The following is a 15,135-nucleotide window of genomic DNA, read 5'->3' as shown; positions in this document are numbered from 1 at the left end:
TCAGCACGGTCTTTGATCGCACCACAACAACCACACATCGACACGTTTGGACACACGATATGCTTCAGGTTCTTTCCAGCGCATGGGCGCTCTTGCTCGGTATGGGGTTGCTGATGGTCGGCAACGGGATGCAGGGCACATTGCTCGGCGTTCGCGGCGAGATTGAGGGGTTTTCGACCCTGCAGATGTCATTCGTCATGTCGGCCTACTTTCTGGGCTTCCTCGGAGGCTCGCGGCTGGCCCCCGAGATGATCCGCCGGGTCGGGCATGTACGTGTCTTTGCGGCGCTGGCCTCGTTCATATCGGCTGTGATGATCATGTATCCAATGCTGACTGATCCGATTGCATGGTTTCTGGGGCGCGTGGTGATCGGATTCTGTTTTTCGGGCGTGTATGTCACCGCCGAAAGCTGGCTGAACAACGCGGCCAGTAACGAAAACCGGGGGCAGGCGCTGTCTTTGTACATGATCGTGCAGATGACGGGCGTGGTCAGCGCTCAGGCGCTGCTGCTGCTGGGGGACCCGGCGGGCTACGAATCTTTTGTCATTGCCTCCATCCTCGTTTCGATTTCGTTTGCCCCGATTCTTCTGTCGATCTCTCCAACACCGGCCTTCGACACCACCAAGCCGATGACGCTGCGCAAACTGATGGAGACGTCGCCGCTGGGCTGTGTCGGGATGTTCCTGCTGGGCGGCATCTTTTCAGCGCAATTCGGCATGAGCGCCGTCTATGGTGCCGAGGCGGGTTTGACGCTGGTGGAAATCTCGACCTTTGTTGCGGCGTTTTACGTGGGCGCGGTCGTCCTGCAATACCCGATCGGGTGGATTTCGGACCGAATGGACCGCCGCATCCTGATCCTGACGGTGTCTGCAGTCGGGGGTGTCGGGGCGCTGATCGGCATGGTGTTCGGGCTGACCTTCTCGATCCTGCTGGTCGCGGCCTTTATCATCGGCGGTATGACCAGCCCGCTTTATTCGCTGCTGATCGCCTATACCAATGATTACCTCGAATATGACGACATGTCGGCGGCCTCAGGCGGGTTGATCTTTATCAACGGCCTGGGGGCGATTGCCGGACCCATCACCACGGGCTGGTTGATGGGGGCAGGCGTTGTCGGGGCACAGGGGTTTTTCCTGTTCATTGCGGCATTGATGTTCGCAATGGCGCTTTATGCGCTCTACCGCATGACACAGCGGGCTTACGTGCCGGTGGATGAAACCGGAACCATCGCCCCGATCTATCCAACTTCCTCGCCGGTTGCGCTGGAGGTCGCGCAGGAAGTCGCGATCGAGGCGGCGCTGGATGAGGCGGATACGCAGGAAACCGCCTGAACGCCGGATTTGTGACGGTGATGTTGCAATATGTTACTGTCGCAAATCTGTTAAACGGATTTAAATGACGTTACGTCCTGGGGAGGGCAATTACGGAGTCAAGGGCATGGTTGGTCCTGAAGAAGTATTGAGTTTTTGGTTGGATGAGATCGGCCCAGATGGGTGGTATCTGCAGGATGAGGCGCTGGACGCCAAAATCCGGGAAAAGTTTTTCTCAACATGGCAGGCCGCATGCGAAGGCAAGTTTTCGCTGTGGTTGACCTATCCAAGCGGCGCGCTGGCCTACATCATTTTGATGGATCAGTTGCCACGCAATATGTTCCGCGGCAGTGGAAAGGCCTTTGCATCAGATCGCGCTGCGCTGGCGGCAGCGAAAGCGGCAGTCGACAAGGGGTGGGACCTGAAGATCGACGAACCGGCCCGGCAGTTTTTCTATCTGCCGATGATGCATTCGGAAAACCTGTGTGATCAGGAACGCTGTGTGCGTCTGATGCTGGAAAGAATGCCCGAACATGGCGCCGGTAACCTGCTGCACGCACGCGCGCATCGTGAGGTGATCAGAACCTTCGGTCGTTTCCCGTATCGCAACGAAGCGTTAGAGCGCCCCACAACCGAGCACGAAGCGATCTATGTCAGCAATGGCGGATATGGTGCAACGGTCAGGGCCTTGCAAGCCGCGCGCTAAGAGGCGGGCTGACAGCCACGCAACTCGATCAGCTTGTTCGTCGCGACCTCGGTCGAGGTCGTGATTGCGTGGTTTATCAAATCCTCGGGGCGTTCGGCCAGGCCTGCCAATCTTTGCTGCGTGTCCGACAGTTTTTCGGTCACATTGTCCAGTTTTTGCAGCGTGGAGTTAAGCGCTGCTCTGCTTGAGACATCTAGTGCGGTGTCTTGATCCCGAAGGGCAGACAGGTTTGCAGACAGCCCCGCAAGTTCCTGACGAATGCCTTGCGCTTGCTCTTGCAGGGGTGCCACGACCTGAAGATTGTCAGCAAAACCGTTTTGAACATTCTCGACGGTCTGGGCCAGCTTCCATCCCAAAAACAAGCAAATCGCCAACAGGATCAACGTGGCATTCAGCAAGGCGAGAAGAAGGTCTTTGATGGTTTTGGCCATGGTATCCCCTTATAGAAATTACGAAATCTCTGCGCTCGGAACTTGGGTGCAATCCGGTTCTAGCCTTTGACACCCACCGGGTATAGGCTGAAATCCGCACATGAAGGAAAAAATGACCCTGCGTCACATATGTCGCGGGTGCGAATGTTGATGCGGTAAAAAAAATAGTTTAACGGTAAACTAGTTTTTCAACCGACCTGGGCCGAGAGGTAAACATGGCTGCACAATCCTTTGATCTGATCGTAATCGGGGCAGGCCCCGGCGGGTATGTGGCCGCAATTCGGGCCGCACAACTGGGCCTGAAAACGGCCGTGGTCGAACGCGAGCATCTTGGTGGCATCTGTTTGAACTGGGGTTGTATCCCGACCAAAGCGATGCTGCGCTCGTCCGAGGTGTTTCACCTGATGGAGCGCGCCAAGGATTTCGGTCTGAAGGCGGACAAGGTTGGTTATGATCTGGACGCGGTCGTCAAACGCTCGCGCGGGGTTGCGGCACAGCTTTCGGGCGGTATCGGACACCTGCTGAAAAAGAACAAAGTCACCGTGGTGATGGGTGAGGCGACGATCCCGTCCAAGGGCAAGGTCAGCGTCAAAACCGACAAAGGCACCGAAGAGCTGACGGCAAAGAACATCGTTCTGGCCACGGGTGCGCGGGCGCGCGAATTGCCGGGTCTCGAGGCAGATGGTGATCTGGTCTGGACATACAAGCATGCTCTGCAGCCACCGCGGATGCCCAAAAAGCTGCTGGTTATCGGTTCGGGGGCCATCGGCATCGAATTTGCCAGCTTCTACAACACGCTCGGGGCGGATACGACCGTCGTCGAAGTAATGGATCGGGTTTTGCCAGTGGAAGACGCGGAAATCAGCGCCTTCGCCAAGAAAGCGTTCACCAAGCAGGGCATGACCATCATGGAGAAGGCGATGGTCAAGCAACTGGACCGCGCCAAGGGCAAGGTTACCGCGCATATCGAGGTCAAAGGCAAGGTCGAGAAACACGACTTTGACACCGTGATCTCGGCTGTGGGTATTGTCGGCAATGTCGAAAATCTCGGGCTTGAGGCTTTGGGCGTGAAGGTCGATCGCACTCATGTGGTCACGGACGAGTTCTGCCGCACCGGGGTCGAAGGCTTATATGCCATCGGCGACATCGCCGGCGCGCCTTGGCTTGCGCACAAGGCGAGCCATGAAGGTGTCATGGTGGCCGAGTTGATCGCAGGCAAACACGCGCATCCGGTCAAACCCGAAAGCATCGCGGGCTGCACCTATTGCCATCCACAGGTCGCCTCGGTCGGTTATTCCGAAGCCAAAGCGAAAGAGCTTGGTTATGATATCAAGGTCGGCCGTTTTCCTTTTATCGGCAATGGCAAGGCGATTGCGTTGGGCGAACCTGAAGGCCTGATCAAAACCGTCTTTAACGCAAAAACCGGCGAATTGCTGGGTGCGCATATGATCGGTGCGGAAGTCACAGAGATGATCCAGGGCTATGTGGTGGGTCGCCAGTTGGAGACCACCGAAGAAGACCTGATGAACACGGTCTTCCCGCACCCGACTCTGTCAGAGATGATGCACGAAAGTGTCCTGGACGCCTATGGGCGCGTGATTCACATGTAAATCACAGGGGGCTCTGCCCCCGCCGCGGCAAGCCGCGACTCCCCCGGGATACTTATAGCCAGATGAAGCAGGGGATCCTTACTTCATCTGGCCAAAAAATATCCCGGAGCGCGAGGCAGAGCCTCGCTTAAGATGCTTGACTGCTCAGAGCATCCAGAATTCGGGCCCAGGACCGAATGCCTTTGTGGAAGCTCTTGACATCATATTTTTCGTTTGGTGAGTGAATGGCGTCATCGTCGTTTGCGTAACCCACCAGCATCGAATCCAACCCGAGAACAGTGTCGAAATAACCAACTACCGGGATCGAGCCGCCCATCCCTGTAAAGACCGCCTCGCGCTGCCATTCATCGGACAGCGCATTGCGCGCAGCCTCGAATTCCGGGCGATCGAGGTTCATGACCGAGGCCGGAGAACCTTCCAGATCATTGTCCCAGACCACTTTGGCGTCAGGGGACAGACGATCTTCGACGTGTTTGCGAATTTTGTTTCGAAGTGCATCCGGGTCCATATCGCCGACCAATCGGCAGGTGATTTTGCAATGCGCCTCGGACGGGATCACCGTTTTTGAACCGGCGCCGTTATAGCCGCCCCACAGCCCATTGACCTCAAGTGTCGGCCGGGCCCATTGCTGTTCGAGTGTCGAGTAGCCTTTTTCTCCATGTGGCTGGGTATAGCCGACAGATGTGAGATATTCGGTCTCATCAAACCCGCAGGTTTCCCATTGACGCAATTGATCCGCCGGGACTTGCTGAACCCCTTCGTAGAAGCCCTCGACCGCGACGCGACCGGTGTCCTCGTCATAGAATGAGGCAACCAGGCGTGACAATTCCCGCAGTGGGTTCAGGCCCGGCCCGCCATAGTGTCCGGAATGCAGATCAATGCGGGGGCCGATGATGGTGAACTCGTCCTTGAGCATGCCGCGGAGTTGCGACGCAATCGATGGTACGCCGCGCGAAACCATGGATGTGTCGCAGACCAGCGCAAGATCGGCCTGCAATTCCTGCTTGTTGGCTTCAAGGAACGGGACAAGGGAGGGCGAGCCGGACTCCTCTTCCCCTTCAAAGAAAAAGGTGATGCGGCAGGGCAGGGTGCCATGCACTGCTTTCCATGCGCGGCAGGCCTCAACAAATGTCATCAATTGACCTTTGTCATCCGATGCGCCGCGTCCCCGGATCACTTGCCCATGATCGGTATCTTCCAGCGCTGGGTCGAACGGATCGCGGTTCCATAAATCCAGCGGGTCCACCGGTTGCACATCGTAATGGCCATAGAACAGGACACGCGGCCCATCACCTTCTCCAACATGACCAACAACCATGGGGTGGCCGGGTGTCACGCGTTTTTCAGCGGCAACGCCGATGCTCTGAAGATCGGCCACCAGCCAGTCGGCGGCTGAATCAACGTGATCCTTGAACGCGGGATCGGTTGAGATCGACGGGATGCGCAGAAATTCCATCAACCGGTCGATTGAGGGTGTCAGGTCAGTGTCGATCCTGTTCAAGACGGCTTCGAGCGACATGAGGGTCTCCTGAAAATGTGGGGTTTGGCGCTGACCCTAACAGGGCTGCCCCGGGCGTCCAGTCTGATTCAATGGAAAGCACGGATGCCAAAGGATATCTTCGTATTCGAAATTGCCGTGACCTGCGTCGTTTCCTCGCGTCTGATAGACGTAAGTTTACTTGTCGGTGCCGGTCCAAACCTATATTTGATGCAAATCAATGATGCGTTTCCTTTGGGGTTGTAGGTGATTGGCCCATAAGGAACGCAAAGTCGCCGACACAGGACCGCCTGTAGACCGTGACACATAAAGTCGCCCGGCTGCCGCGAACAGAGGCCGGGCATTCAAGGAGGGTCCGGTGGACTATACTGCTCAGCTCGATTCAGCGATTGCCAGGCTGCATGACGAAGGACGTTACCGGACCTTTATCGATATTGAACGTCGCAAAGGGCATTTCCCGCACGCAGTTCGCACCTGTCCGGACGGGTCGCAGCAGAATATCACCGTCTGGTGCGGCAATGACTATCTGGGGATGGGGCAAAACCCGGTTGTGCTGAACGCCATGCACGAAGCGGTTGAGGCGGCAGGGGCCGGGTCGGGCGGGACACGCAACATCTCGGGCACCACAGTTTATCACAAGCGGCTGGAGGCCGAGCTGGCGGATTTGCACGGCAAGGAAGCCGCGCTGCTGTTCACCAGCGCCTATATTGCCAACGACGCGACCCTCAGCACATTGCCCAAGCTGTTTCCCGGTCTGATCATCTACTCGGACGCACTGAACCATGCATCGATGATCGAAGGCGTGCGCCGCAATGGCGGGGCCAAGCGGATATTCCGCCACAATGATGTGGCCCATCTGCGCGAATTGCTTGAAGCGGATGATCCTGCCGCACCCAAGCTGATCGCATTCGAATCGGTCTATTCCATGGATGGCGATTTTGGTCCGATCGAAGAGATTTGTGATCTGGCCGATGAATTCGGTGCGCTGACCTATATCGACGAAGTGCATGCGGTTGGCATGTATGGCCCGCGTGGCGGAGGCGTGACCGAGCGTGATAACCTGGCGCATCGCATCGATATCATCAACGGAACACTGGCCAAGGCCTTTGGTGTGATGGGCGGCTATATCGCGGCCAGCGCCAAGATGTGCGACGCGGTGCGTTCTTATGCGCCGGGCTTTATCTTTACAACTTCACTGCCGCCTGCGGTCGCCGCAGGTGCAGCGGCTTCGGTTGCGTATCTCAAGACCGCGCCGGAACTGCGCGAGCAGCATCAAACGCAAGCCAGTATCCTCAAGCTGCGCCTGAAGGGGATGGGATTGCCGCTGATCGATCATGGCAGCCACATTGTTCCTGTGATTGTGGGCAACCCGGTCCACACCAAGAAATTGAGCGACATGCTGCTGGATGACTACGGAATCTACGTTCAGCCGATCAACTTCCCCACTGTTCCGCGCGGAACCGAGCGCCTTCGGTTTACGCCTTCTCCGGTTCATGGGCCCGGAGAAATGAACCGTCTGGTTCAGGCGATGGACGAACTTTGGTCACATTGTGCGCTAAATCGCGCCGAACTTGCTGGATAACCTCACGCTAAAGTGTGCAACGCGTTTGCTGCGTGTTAAGCTTAGGTAACAAAAGTGACGGACGAATCGTAATGGGAACGATTCTCCGTTAGCGTGAAACACGCGGCAGGCAGAATGGGGCAGCAGGATGATTGGGCGCAGATCACAGCGCGATTCCGAAATAGATACGGACGTCAGACCGAAAGGGTTTGACGACTACGAAGTTAGTCTTGGCGATGTCATGCGCGGCGAACGCGCGACAATGGGCAAGTCACTTCTGGACGTGCAGCGTGAACTGCGGATCAAGGCCAACTACATCGCCGCCATAGAAAACGCCGATCCCGACGCTTTCGATACCCCTGGCTTTATTGCCGGGTATGTCCGGTCTTATGCCCGCTATCTGGGTATGAATCCCGACGAAACCTTTGCCACTTTCTGCGAGGAAAGCGGGTTTGAGGTTGCGCATGGCATGTCGGCCGAGGCTTCGGTGGTCAAGAAAGTCTCGGGTGGGTTGCCGTCTCGTGGGCCTATGGGACGCGATCCGTTCATTTCTCCGAACACACCTTATATTCCCGGTCGCGAATCCGTAGTCAGTCAGATTGAGCCGAGGGCTATTGGATCCACTCTGGTTTTGCTGGCGGTGATTGGTGGCATTGGTTATGGCGGCTGGTCGGTTCTGAACCGTATTCAGCAAGTCCAGGTCAGCCCGGTTGAACAGGCGCCTGTGGTGCTGACCGACCTTGACCCATTGGATGCCGCCCGTGTTCAGCCGCAGAGTGACGAAGTGGCCAGCGCAGAAAACCCAAGTGTTGAGGCGCTGGACCGTTTGTATCGTCCGCAAGCGTTGGACGTTCCGGTTCTGGTCGCGCGTGATGCGCCGATCTCGACCCTTGATCCGCGCACCGTGGGTACATTCCGGCCGCCGGAACCGCCCAAGATCGAAGTGGCTGAGGTTCACACGGTGGTGCGTCCTGATCTGCCGCAGGTTGTCGAAAAGATTGATACAACCTTGAAGATCGTGGCTGTTGCCCCAGCTTGGATGCGTGTCACTGCCGTGGATGGCAGCGTAATTTTCGAAGGCACGCTGGGCACCGTCGAACAGGGCAACACGTTCGAGGTGCCGTTGACCGAGGAGCCACCGCAATTGCGTGCTGGCGCTTCGGGATCGGTTTATTTCTCGATGAACGGCGAACATTTCGGCCCTGTCGGCGCGCCGGGCACTGTGGCCAAGGGCGTTGTGTTGTCGAAAGACGCCGTGGCTGAAAACTTCTCGGTTGCCGATCTTGAAGCCGATCAGAACAGCGCGCTCAAGCAACTGGTTGCGGAATTGCAGACCCGGGCGACAGAAGAGCCCACCGAGTAATCGGGCCATTGCGGCACAGCATCTGCCGGACTATCTAAAGGCGCAACCAAGGCAGACGCGAGCCCGTTCCCATGTCTCTGAACCACGTGCGCCCATGGCGCGATATCTATCGCCGCAAATCCCGCCAGATCATGGTCGGAAACGTGCCCGTCGGAGGCGACGCGCCGATAGCCGTGCAGACCATGACCAACACGCTGACCACTGATGTGGCGGCAACGGTTGCGCAGGTGCTGGCGGCAGCCGAGGCAGGCGCTGATATCGTGCGGGTGTCGGTTCCGGATGAGGCCTCCTCGAAAGCGTTGGAAGAGATCGTGCGGGAAAGTCCGGTGCCGATCGTCGCGGATATCCACTTTCATTACCGACGCGGGATCGAGGCTGCCGAGGCTGGTGCCGCCTGCTTGCGTATCAACCCGGGAAACATCGGTGACGAAAAACGGGTGAAAGAAGTGATCGCCGCCGCGCGCGACCACGATTGCTCGATCCGTATCGGGGTTAACGCGGGGTCGCTGGAAAAGCATCTGCTTGAGAAATATGGCGAACCTTGCCCCGAGGCGATGGTCGAAAGCGGGTTGGAGCATATCCGTATTCTTGAGGATAACGACTTTCACAACTTCAAGATAAGTGTGAAAGCCAGCGATGTATTCCTGTCGGCTGCCGCTTATCAGGGCATTGCCGAGGCGACCGACGCACCGATCCATCTGGGTATTACCGAGGCCGGGGGGCTGGTCAGCGGCACCATCAAATCCGCCATCGGTCTGGGTAACCTGCTGTGGATGGGCATCGGCGACACGATCCGCGTCAGCCTGTCCGCCGATCCGGTAGAAGAGGTGAAGGTCGGATTTGAAATCCTGAAATCCCTGGGCCTGCGACACCGCGGTGTAAACATCATCTCATGCCCCTCCTGTGCGCGGCAGGGGTTTGACGTGATCAAAACGGTCGAAGCACTTGAGCATCGGCTGGAGCACATCAAGACGCCCATGAGCTTGTCGATCATTGGCTGTGTCGTGAACGGCCCGGGCGAGGCGCTGATGACCGATGTTGGCTTTACTGGCGGCGGGGCCGGGTCTGGTATGGTGTATCTGGCAGGCAAGGCCAGCCACAAGATGTCGAATGACCAAATGATCGATCATATCGTGGAACAGGTCGAGAAAAAGGCAGCCGAACTGGATGCGACGGCTGAAGCTGCCGAGTAATCCAGGAAAAACTGTCTCGCTGCCTGAACACTGGGAAGCTTCTAAGGCCGTATTTCGCGTTTGAAGATTTTTTCGAACCCCGAGGTTCGGTGCCATATTGTTGCCCAGGTCTGAATGAAGAAAGCCTATATAATAAAAATACTTAAGGGCATCACTTAATGAAACTAACTTACAGTATCGCGGTGCTTATGTGCGTCGTGTTGGCGGCGTGCAGCAGTGGCTCGGGTGAGTTAGACCGCTATCCAAGACAGGTGGTTGTTCCGGTGCCAGACAACGTCGCCCGGACGAAGCTGCGATACCTGTCCGCCGGATTGGCACCGGGTCGTACTGGCGACGCTGTCGATAGTCTTATCGTCACCTTAACGGTTGGGGGTCAGGGAAAACCGCCCAAAGATAAACCGCAGGTCCTGGCCGATCCGATTCTGGCGGCTCGGGTCGCAGAATCGCTTTGGGACGGAAGCGACCCCAAAGCCGCAATGAGTGTCGCACAACAGGTCGCCCGCGCAACCTATTGCCGATCCGGTCCGATCACCGCCAATAACGGTGTCCGGCGCATCACCAATCTGCAGGACATCAATGCAGTTCTGGCGGAAAGCCGCAGGCAGGGGCGCGATGTTATTCCCGCCGGGATCCGAGGAGAATCTGTGCCCGCTGCGCAGTTCCGTTCGGATGGGACGAACAGATGGGTTGTTTGGCTGAAATGTAACGCACCCTTTCCATACTGAGGGTGCGTTTCAAAGTTAAATTTTGGGCGGGGGGCGGCGGTTTTCGCTCCTCGCCGGAATTACCCCTGTTCCGCGCGCACGCCGTCTGCAATCTGCAACATCTGGTCGGCGGTCAGATAACCGCGCAACATCTCGGTGCCCAGAACAAACGAAGGCGTGCCCGAGATACGCATTCGCTGCGCTAACTCGCGAGTTTGCGCGATCTCGGCGGTCACGTCGTCACTGTTCATGGCCGTCAGGATCGCGTCGCTGTCCAGACCCAACCCATCCGAGATTCGGCGCAGGGTCACCTCGGACGGTTCGCCGCTGAATTCCAGCAGCGCGTCATGGACCTGCTTATAGGCGTCATCCCCGGCCACTTGCTTTGTAGCAATGGCAAAGCGCGAAGAGATCACCGAGGCGTCGCCCAGAATCGGAAGTTCCTTGATGACCAACCGGATGTTGCCATCTTCGGCCAGCAGATCGGCGACTTCGGGAACCGCACGGCGGCAGTAGCCGCAGCGATAGTCCATGAACTCGACCAGAGTGATGTCGCCATCGGGGTTACCGCCCACCCAGCTATAGCCGTCGTTGAACAGATCGTCTGCATTGGCAGCCACCAGTTCTTTGTCTGCGGCCGCCTCGGCGGCGGCGTTGCGCTCTTCGAGGATGTTGACCGCCTCAATGATGACCTCGGGGTTTGCCAGCAGGTATTCGCGCACCTGCGCGCCAAACTCGGCCCGTTCCGCGTCGGTCATCGCGTTCAGGTCCAGTGCCTGTGTGGGACCTGCGATCAGGGAAAGCCCCAGAAGGGCGGGTGCAGCATGTCTGAGGATCATTTCCGTTTCCTTTTCTTTTTTGTCGCTCTTTCGGAAGCAATCAACACATCCTGTGCCCTTTGCCAACCCGGAGAGCCGACGGGAAGCCGCGCAACTGCGCGTTTTGCATGGATACCTGCATCAGCCATCTTGCCTTGCAAGGCATATCGTTCAGCGGTCACGGCAGACGCCATGCCATTATTGCCGACTTGTGAATAAGCGACACCCAGATCCCGCATCAGCCGCGCATTGCGATGATCGCGTGCGCGTGCTTGCTCAAGCATATCCAGTGCATCTTTGGTCTGGCCATCAATCAGCAGGGCCCGACCATAGCCCGCCAGGACCAGCGGATCGTTGGGTGCCATTTCGACCGCCTGACCATAAGCTGCGACGGCTTCTTTTATCTGCCGGTTTTCCAGAAGTATCTGTCCTTTGAGCTCATAGTAAAACGCATCATCTGGTCGCAGCGCCAATGCACCGTCAATGGCGGCGCGCGCCTTGGCCAGATCGCGGTTCTGGTGATGGGCGGACGCTTCGCGCATGAGACGAATGTCCTGAGCCGTTTCTTCTTTCGCGCGCCGCATCGTCCAGGTCGGCGAGCGCAGGAAGGCCGAGAGCTTGCCCTTCACCCGCGCAAACCAATAGTCGGCATTCTGGTTGGGCTGTGCCTGATCACCGAACTCGTCCATGAACGCCTCGGCGGCGCGCAGACGTTCGCGGCTGGTGGGGTGTGAGCGCATGTAGGGGTCTTGATTGGTCTCGCTCAGAAACTCCTGACCGGCAAATTTCCGGTGCAGCTTGACCATGCCGCTGGGCGAAATGCCTGCCCATCGCAAATAGCTGGCGGCGCTGCGATCGGCCGACGCCTCTTCGGCGCGCGTATGGCCCAGAAAGCTGCGCAGGGCGGATGATGTGGTACCGGCAGCGATCCCGGCTGCCGCCTGGCCGCCTCCGGCTGCGGCGGTGATCAGTGCCAGCGCAGTGCCCAGCCGGGCGTTGCGTTCCGCTGCCCGCAGGTTTTCGACCCGCCGTGCGAGGTGACCGTTGGCAATGTGTGCGGCCTCATGCGCGATCACGGCCTGCAGCATTTCGGGGCTGTCGACCGCGAGGATCAGGCCATAGTTCACATAGATGGCGTTATAGTCCACGACGAAGGCGTTGAACGTGCTGTCATTGACCACAATGATGCGCACCTGATTGGTGTTCAGACCAGCGGCGCGCAGCACCGGAAACGCCAGTTCTCGCAGGCCGTGTTCGATATCGGCATCCCGGATCAAGCTTTGGGCGGCGCTTTGCGCAGCACTGGTGATCCATGTCGCTGCAATCAGCAACAGGGCCGGGATTGACGCCAGCCTGGATACACGCTCAAAAGCCATGAACGCAATGTGGGAGATGGGCATGCGAAACTCAACCCGGTCCGAGGTCGATCCCTTTATCGTGATGGATGTGATGGAGGCCGCGCGCCGCGCCGAAGAGGCCGGTCGCCACATCATTCACATGGAGGTTGGCCAGCCCGGCACCGGTGCGCCCAAAGGGGCGTCCGAGGCGCTTGCAAAGGCAATGGATCAAGGCCCGCTGGGTTACACGGTCGCTCTGGGACTGCCTGCGTTGCGACAGCGCATCGCACGGCTTTATGGCGAATGGTACAATGTCGATCTGAACCCCGAGAGGGTGGTGATCACGCCGGGCTCATCCGGCGGTTTCCTGCTGACCTTCACGGCGCTGTTCGACAGCGGAGATCGTGTCGGGATTGGTGCGCCGGGATATCCGTCTTATCGACAAATTCTCAGGGCGCTGGGCCTGGTCCCGGTCGATCTGCCCACTGCGCCGGAAAACCGGTTACAGCCAGTGCCAGATGATTTTTCCGGGCTGGACCTGCAGGGTCTGATGGTGGCTTCACCTGCAAACCCCACAGGAACAATGCTTGATCACACGGCCATGGGAGCGTTGATTGACGCGGCTCAGGCGCAGGGGGCCTCGTTCATCAGTGATGAGATTTACCACGGTCTGGAATACGAGGCGAAAGCCGTCACCGCGCTGGAACTGACGGATGAGTGCTATGTAATCAACTCGTTCTCAAAGTATTTCTCGATGACCGGCTGGCGTGTCGGATGGATGGTGGTGCCCGAGGATCAGGTGCGCGTCGTCGAACGGATCGCTCAGAATATGTTCATCTGCGCCCCGCATGCCAGTCAGGTCGCCGCACTTGCAGCGATGGAGTGCGAGGAGGAGTTGCAGGCCAATCTGGACGTGTACCGACGCAACCGCGCGCTGATGCTGGAGGGGCTGCCAAAGGCCGGTTTCACCAATATCGCACCGCCGGACGGGGCATTTTATGTTTATGCGGATGTGTCTGATCTGACAGATGACAGCCGTGCCTTCGCGGCCGAGATTCTGGACAAAGCCGGTGTCGCCGTGACACCGGGACTGGATTTTGACCCGCGGCGCGGCCATAGAACGTTGCGGTTTTCCTACGCCCGTGCAACCGCGGATATCGAAGAAGGCCTGCGTCGCCTGCATCGTTTTATGTCTGAGCGTGGCGCGATCCCGGAACAGGTGTAAGGCGTTCACAAAACTGCCTCGGTGCGATAGTCTGGCGGTCAAACGATCTCGGGAACACTTGAGGCCATGAGCAGGATTTTCTACGCCATCGCGCTGGTATTGGCGATGACCAGTGCTGCATTTGCGCATGATTTCAGCGCACTTGCGCGTATTTTGCCAGATGACAGCCGCATCCGCGATGACGGGCGTGCAGGGGTGGTTGTCGAACTGGGCCTGAGCCAGGGTGTGCCGTACCGCGTTTTCACGCTGCGCGACCCTTACCGCATGGTGCTGGATTTTCAGGAGGTCGACTGGACCGGTCTGAACCGCGACACGTTCTTGCAAACCGATCGGATCAGTGGCGTGCAATACGGGGCTTACGTGCCCGGCTGGTCACGCATGGTGCTGGATCTTGGCGCGCCGCTGGCGGTCGACACCGCCGATATGCGAGTGGATGAGGGCGACGGCTCGGCCAGGTTGATCTTGCGCCTGAAAGGCACCGATTTCGATCAGTTCGCGGCCACTGCCGGGGCACCGCGTCAGCCGGGCTGGGACTTGCCACCGCCCGAGATTGTTGCGACGCGACGCGACGCGGACGGGTCACGCCCTTTGCGCGTTATGTTGGATCCCGGTCATGGCGGCATCGATCCGGGGGCCGAAATTGCGCGAATCAACGAAAAAACCCTGATGCTGACCTTCGCCCGCGAATTGCGTGAGCTGTTGTTGCGGACCGGTGGGTTCGACGTGGTCCTCACTCGATCCGACGACCACTTCGTATCCCTGGAACGGCGTATCGCTTTGGCCCATCGGGCCGGGGCGGATGTGTTCATCTCGCTGCACGCGGACTGGCTGTCGGAAGGCAGGGCGCACGGGGCAGCGGTGTATACACTGTCCGAAGACGCGTCGGATGTGGCCAGCCACAAGCTGGCCGAACGCCATGATCGCGGCGACCTGATTGCGGGGATCGACCTGAGCGGTACCGATGATCAGGTCGCTGATATCCTGTTGGACATGGCCCGTCAGGAGACCAGGCCGCGCACGGACGCTCTGGCGCAGGCGCTGTCGCAGGGTATGACGCAGCAGGGCGGGCCGATGAACAGCAAACCGGTGCGAACGGCGTCTTTTTCGGTTCTCAAGGCGGCAGACATACCGTCCGTCCTGATCGAACTTGGCTTTTTGTCCAGTCCTCGCGACCTGAAAAACATTCAGAATCCGGATTGGCGCATGGGCATGGCGCGCGGCATTCGCGACGGGTTGCAACGCTGGCGTCAGGATGATGTGATCAATCGGTCCCTGATTGGCCAGTGACCCGACGGCGTAAACCGGCTAATATTGGCCATCGTGTTTTGACCCCGAACAGGGTCGCTCCTATATAGGCGGCACCGCGAGCAAAAGGCAGT

Annotated in this window: 13 protein-coding genes; 9 read left to right on the top strand and 4 right to left on the bottom strand. The window is 58.4% G+C overall.

Annotated features, from left to right (window positions below):
* Window positions 1-59: 59 nt before the first annotated feature.
* Together ACRZ9X_RS01240 and ACRZ9X_RS01235 are read left to right on the top strand one after the other, a co-directional pair.
* Window positions 60-1,331 carry an MFS transporter gene (locus ACRZ9X_RS01240; RefSeq protein ID WP_480515394.1) on the top strand — a complete coding sequence of 424 codons (1,272 nt, stop codon included), beginning with the start codon at window positions 60-62 and terminating at the stop codon, window positions 1,329-1,331.
* A 106-nt stretch (window positions 1,332-1,437) separates the two neighbouring features.
* On the top strand, window positions 1,438-2,016 hold the full coding sequence (locus ACRZ9X_RS01235; RefSeq protein WP_480515392.1) for a DUF924 family protein: 579 nt from the start codon (window positions 1,438-1,440) through the stop codon (window positions 2,014-2,016).
* Here ACRZ9X_RS01235 and ACRZ9X_RS01230 read toward each other — a convergent pair.
* Complete coding sequence (locus ACRZ9X_RS01230; protein ID WP_480515390.1) at window positions 2,013-2,447, bottom strand: hypothetical protein; 435 nt, start codon at window positions 2,445-2,447, stop codon at window positions 2,013-2,015. The two genes, ACRZ9X_RS01235 and ACRZ9X_RS01230, sit on opposite strands and share 4 nt — an antisense overlap.
* Before the next feature lie 215 nt (window positions 2,448-2,662).
* Here ACRZ9X_RS01230 and lpdA point away from each other — a divergent pair, with 215 nt between their 5' ends.
* A complete protein-coding gene (gene lpdA / locus ACRZ9X_RS01225) occupies window positions 2,663-4,057 on the top strand; it encodes a dihydrolipoyl dehydrogenase (RefSeq protein ID WP_480515388.1) in 1,395 nt (464 codons plus the stop codon).
* A 127-nt stretch (window positions 4,058-4,184) separates the two neighbouring features.
* On the opposite strand, the gene ACRZ9X_RS01220 is transcribed toward lpdA, so the two are convergent.
* Window positions 4,185-5,576 (bottom strand): M20/M25/M40 family metallo-hydrolase, encoded by a 1,392-nt coding sequence (locus ACRZ9X_RS01220; RefSeq protein WP_480515386.1) that lies wholly within the window; start codon window positions 5,574-5,576, stop codon window positions 4,185-4,187.
* Between the two features lie 337 nt (window positions 5,577-5,913).
* On the opposite strand from ACRZ9X_RS01220, the gene hemA reads away from it, so the two are divergent.
* The 4 genes from hemA (at window position 5,914) to ACRZ9X_RS01200 (ending at window position 10,397) form a co-directional block, all read left to right on the top strand.
* A complete protein-coding gene (gene hemA / locus ACRZ9X_RS01215) occupies window positions 5,914-7,137 on the top strand; it encodes a 5-aminolevulinate synthase (protein ID WP_480515384.1) in 1,224 nt (407 codons plus the stop codon).
* A gap of 127 nt (window positions 7,138-7,264) precedes the next feature.
* Window positions 7,265-8,479 carry a helix-turn-helix domain-containing protein gene (locus ACRZ9X_RS01210; RefSeq protein WP_480515382.1) on the top strand — a complete coding sequence of 405 codons (1,215 nt, stop codon included), beginning with the start codon at window positions 7,265-7,267 and terminating at the stop codon, window positions 8,477-8,479.
* A gap of 71 nt (window positions 8,480-8,550) precedes the next feature.
* Complete coding sequence (ispG, locus tag ACRZ9X_RS01205; protein ID WP_480515380.1) at window positions 8,551-9,672, top strand: flavodoxin-dependent (E)-4-hydroxy-3-methylbut-2-enyl-diphosphate synthase; 1,122 nt, start codon at window positions 8,551-8,553, stop codon at window positions 9,670-9,672.
* 158 nt (window positions 9,673-9,830) lie between these two features.
* On the top strand, window positions 9,831-10,397 hold the full coding sequence (locus ACRZ9X_RS01200) for a hypothetical protein (protein WP_480515378.1): 567 nt from the start codon (window positions 9,831-9,833) through the stop codon (window positions 10,395-10,397).
* A gap of 59 nt (window positions 10,398-10,456) precedes the next feature.
* Here the strand turns inward: ACRZ9X_RS01200 and ACRZ9X_RS01195 are convergent, their stop codons facing one another.
* Together ACRZ9X_RS01195 and ACRZ9X_RS01190 are read right to left on the bottom strand one after the other, a co-directional pair.
* Entirely contained in the window at window positions 10,457-11,215 is a 759-nt protein-coding gene (locus tag ACRZ9X_RS01195; RefSeq protein WP_480515376.1) for a DsbA family protein, read from the bottom strand.
* On the bottom strand, window positions 11,212-12,594 hold the full coding sequence (locus ACRZ9X_RS01190) for a M48 family metalloprotease (protein ID WP_480515374.1): 1,383 nt from the start codon (window positions 12,592-12,594) through the stop codon (window positions 11,212-11,214). The genes ACRZ9X_RS01195 and ACRZ9X_RS01190 overlap by 4 nt, the downstream gene beginning before the upstream one ends.
* On the opposite strand from ACRZ9X_RS01190, the gene ACRZ9X_RS01185 reads away from it, so the two are divergent.
* On the top strand, window positions 12,593-13,756 hold the full coding sequence (locus ACRZ9X_RS01185) for a pyridoxal phosphate-dependent aminotransferase (RefSeq protein WP_480515372.1): 1,164 nt from the start codon (window positions 12,593-12,595) through the stop codon (window positions 13,754-13,756). The two genes, ACRZ9X_RS01190 and ACRZ9X_RS01185, sit on opposite strands and share 2 nt — an antisense overlap.
* A 66-nt stretch (window positions 13,757-13,822) precedes the next feature.
* Window positions 13,823-15,043, top strand: a complete 1,221-nt coding sequence (locus tag ACRZ9X_RS01180; protein ID WP_480515370.1) for an N-acetylmuramoyl-L-alanine amidase — start codon at window positions 13,823-13,825, stop codon at window positions 15,041-15,043.
* Window positions 15,044-15,135 lie beyond the last annotated feature (92 nt).

It is taken from the genome of Ruegeria sp. AL1, assembly GCF_056540905.1.
The sequence above is the reverse complement of the archived record's forward strand: the minus strand, read 5'-3'. Positions and strand labels throughout refer to the sequence as shown.

Bases quoted from the DNA above. Each gene is read 5' to 3' on its own strand.
- ACRZ9X_RS01200 (WP_480515378.1), top strand. From the start codon at position 9,831: ATGAAACTAACTTACAGTATCGCGGTGCTTATGTGCGTCGTGTTGGCG.
- ACRZ9X_RS01185 (WP_480515372.1), top strand. From the start codon at position 12,593: ATGCGAAACTCAACCCGGTCCGAGGTCGATCCCTTTATCGTGATGGAT.
- ACRZ9X_RS01240 (WP_480515394.1), top strand. From the start codon at position 60: ATGCTTCAGGTTCTTTCCAGCGCATGGGCGCTCTTGCTCGGTATGGGG.
- ACRZ9X_RS01195 (WP_480515376.1), bottom strand. From the start codon at position 11,215: ATGATCCTCAGACATGCTGCACCCGCCCTTCTGGGGCTTTCCCTGATC.
- ACRZ9X_RS01180 (WP_480515370.1), top strand. From the start codon at position 13,823: ATGAGCAGGATTTTCTACGCCATCGCGCTGGTATTGGCGATGACCAGT.
- ACRZ9X_RS01210 (WP_480515382.1), top strand. From the start codon at position 7,265: ATGATTGGGCGCAGATCACAGCGCGATTCCGAAATAGATACGGACGTC.
- ACRZ9X_RS01230 (WP_480515390.1), bottom strand. From the start codon at position 2,447: ATGGCCAAAACCATCAAAGACCTTCTTCTCGCCTTGCTGAATGCCACG.
- ispG (WP_480515380.1), top strand. From the start codon at position 8,551: ATGTCTCTGAACCACGTGCGCCCATGGCGCGATATCTATCGCCGCAAA.
- ACRZ9X_RS01190 (WP_480515374.1), bottom strand. From the start codon at position 12,594: ATGCCCATCTCCCACATTGCGTTCATGGCTTTTGAGCGTGTATCCAGG.
- ACRZ9X_RS01235 (WP_480515392.1), top strand. From the start codon at position 1,438: ATGGTTGGTCCTGAAGAAGTATTGAGTTTTTGGTTGGATGAGATCGGC.
- ACRZ9X_RS01220 (WP_480515386.1), bottom strand. From the start codon at position 5,576: ATGTCGCTCGAAGCCGTCTTGAACAGGATCGACACTGACCTGACACCC.
- lpdA (WP_480515388.1), top strand. From the start codon at position 2,663: ATGGCTGCACAATCCTTTGATCTGATCGTAATCGGGGCAGGCCCCGGC.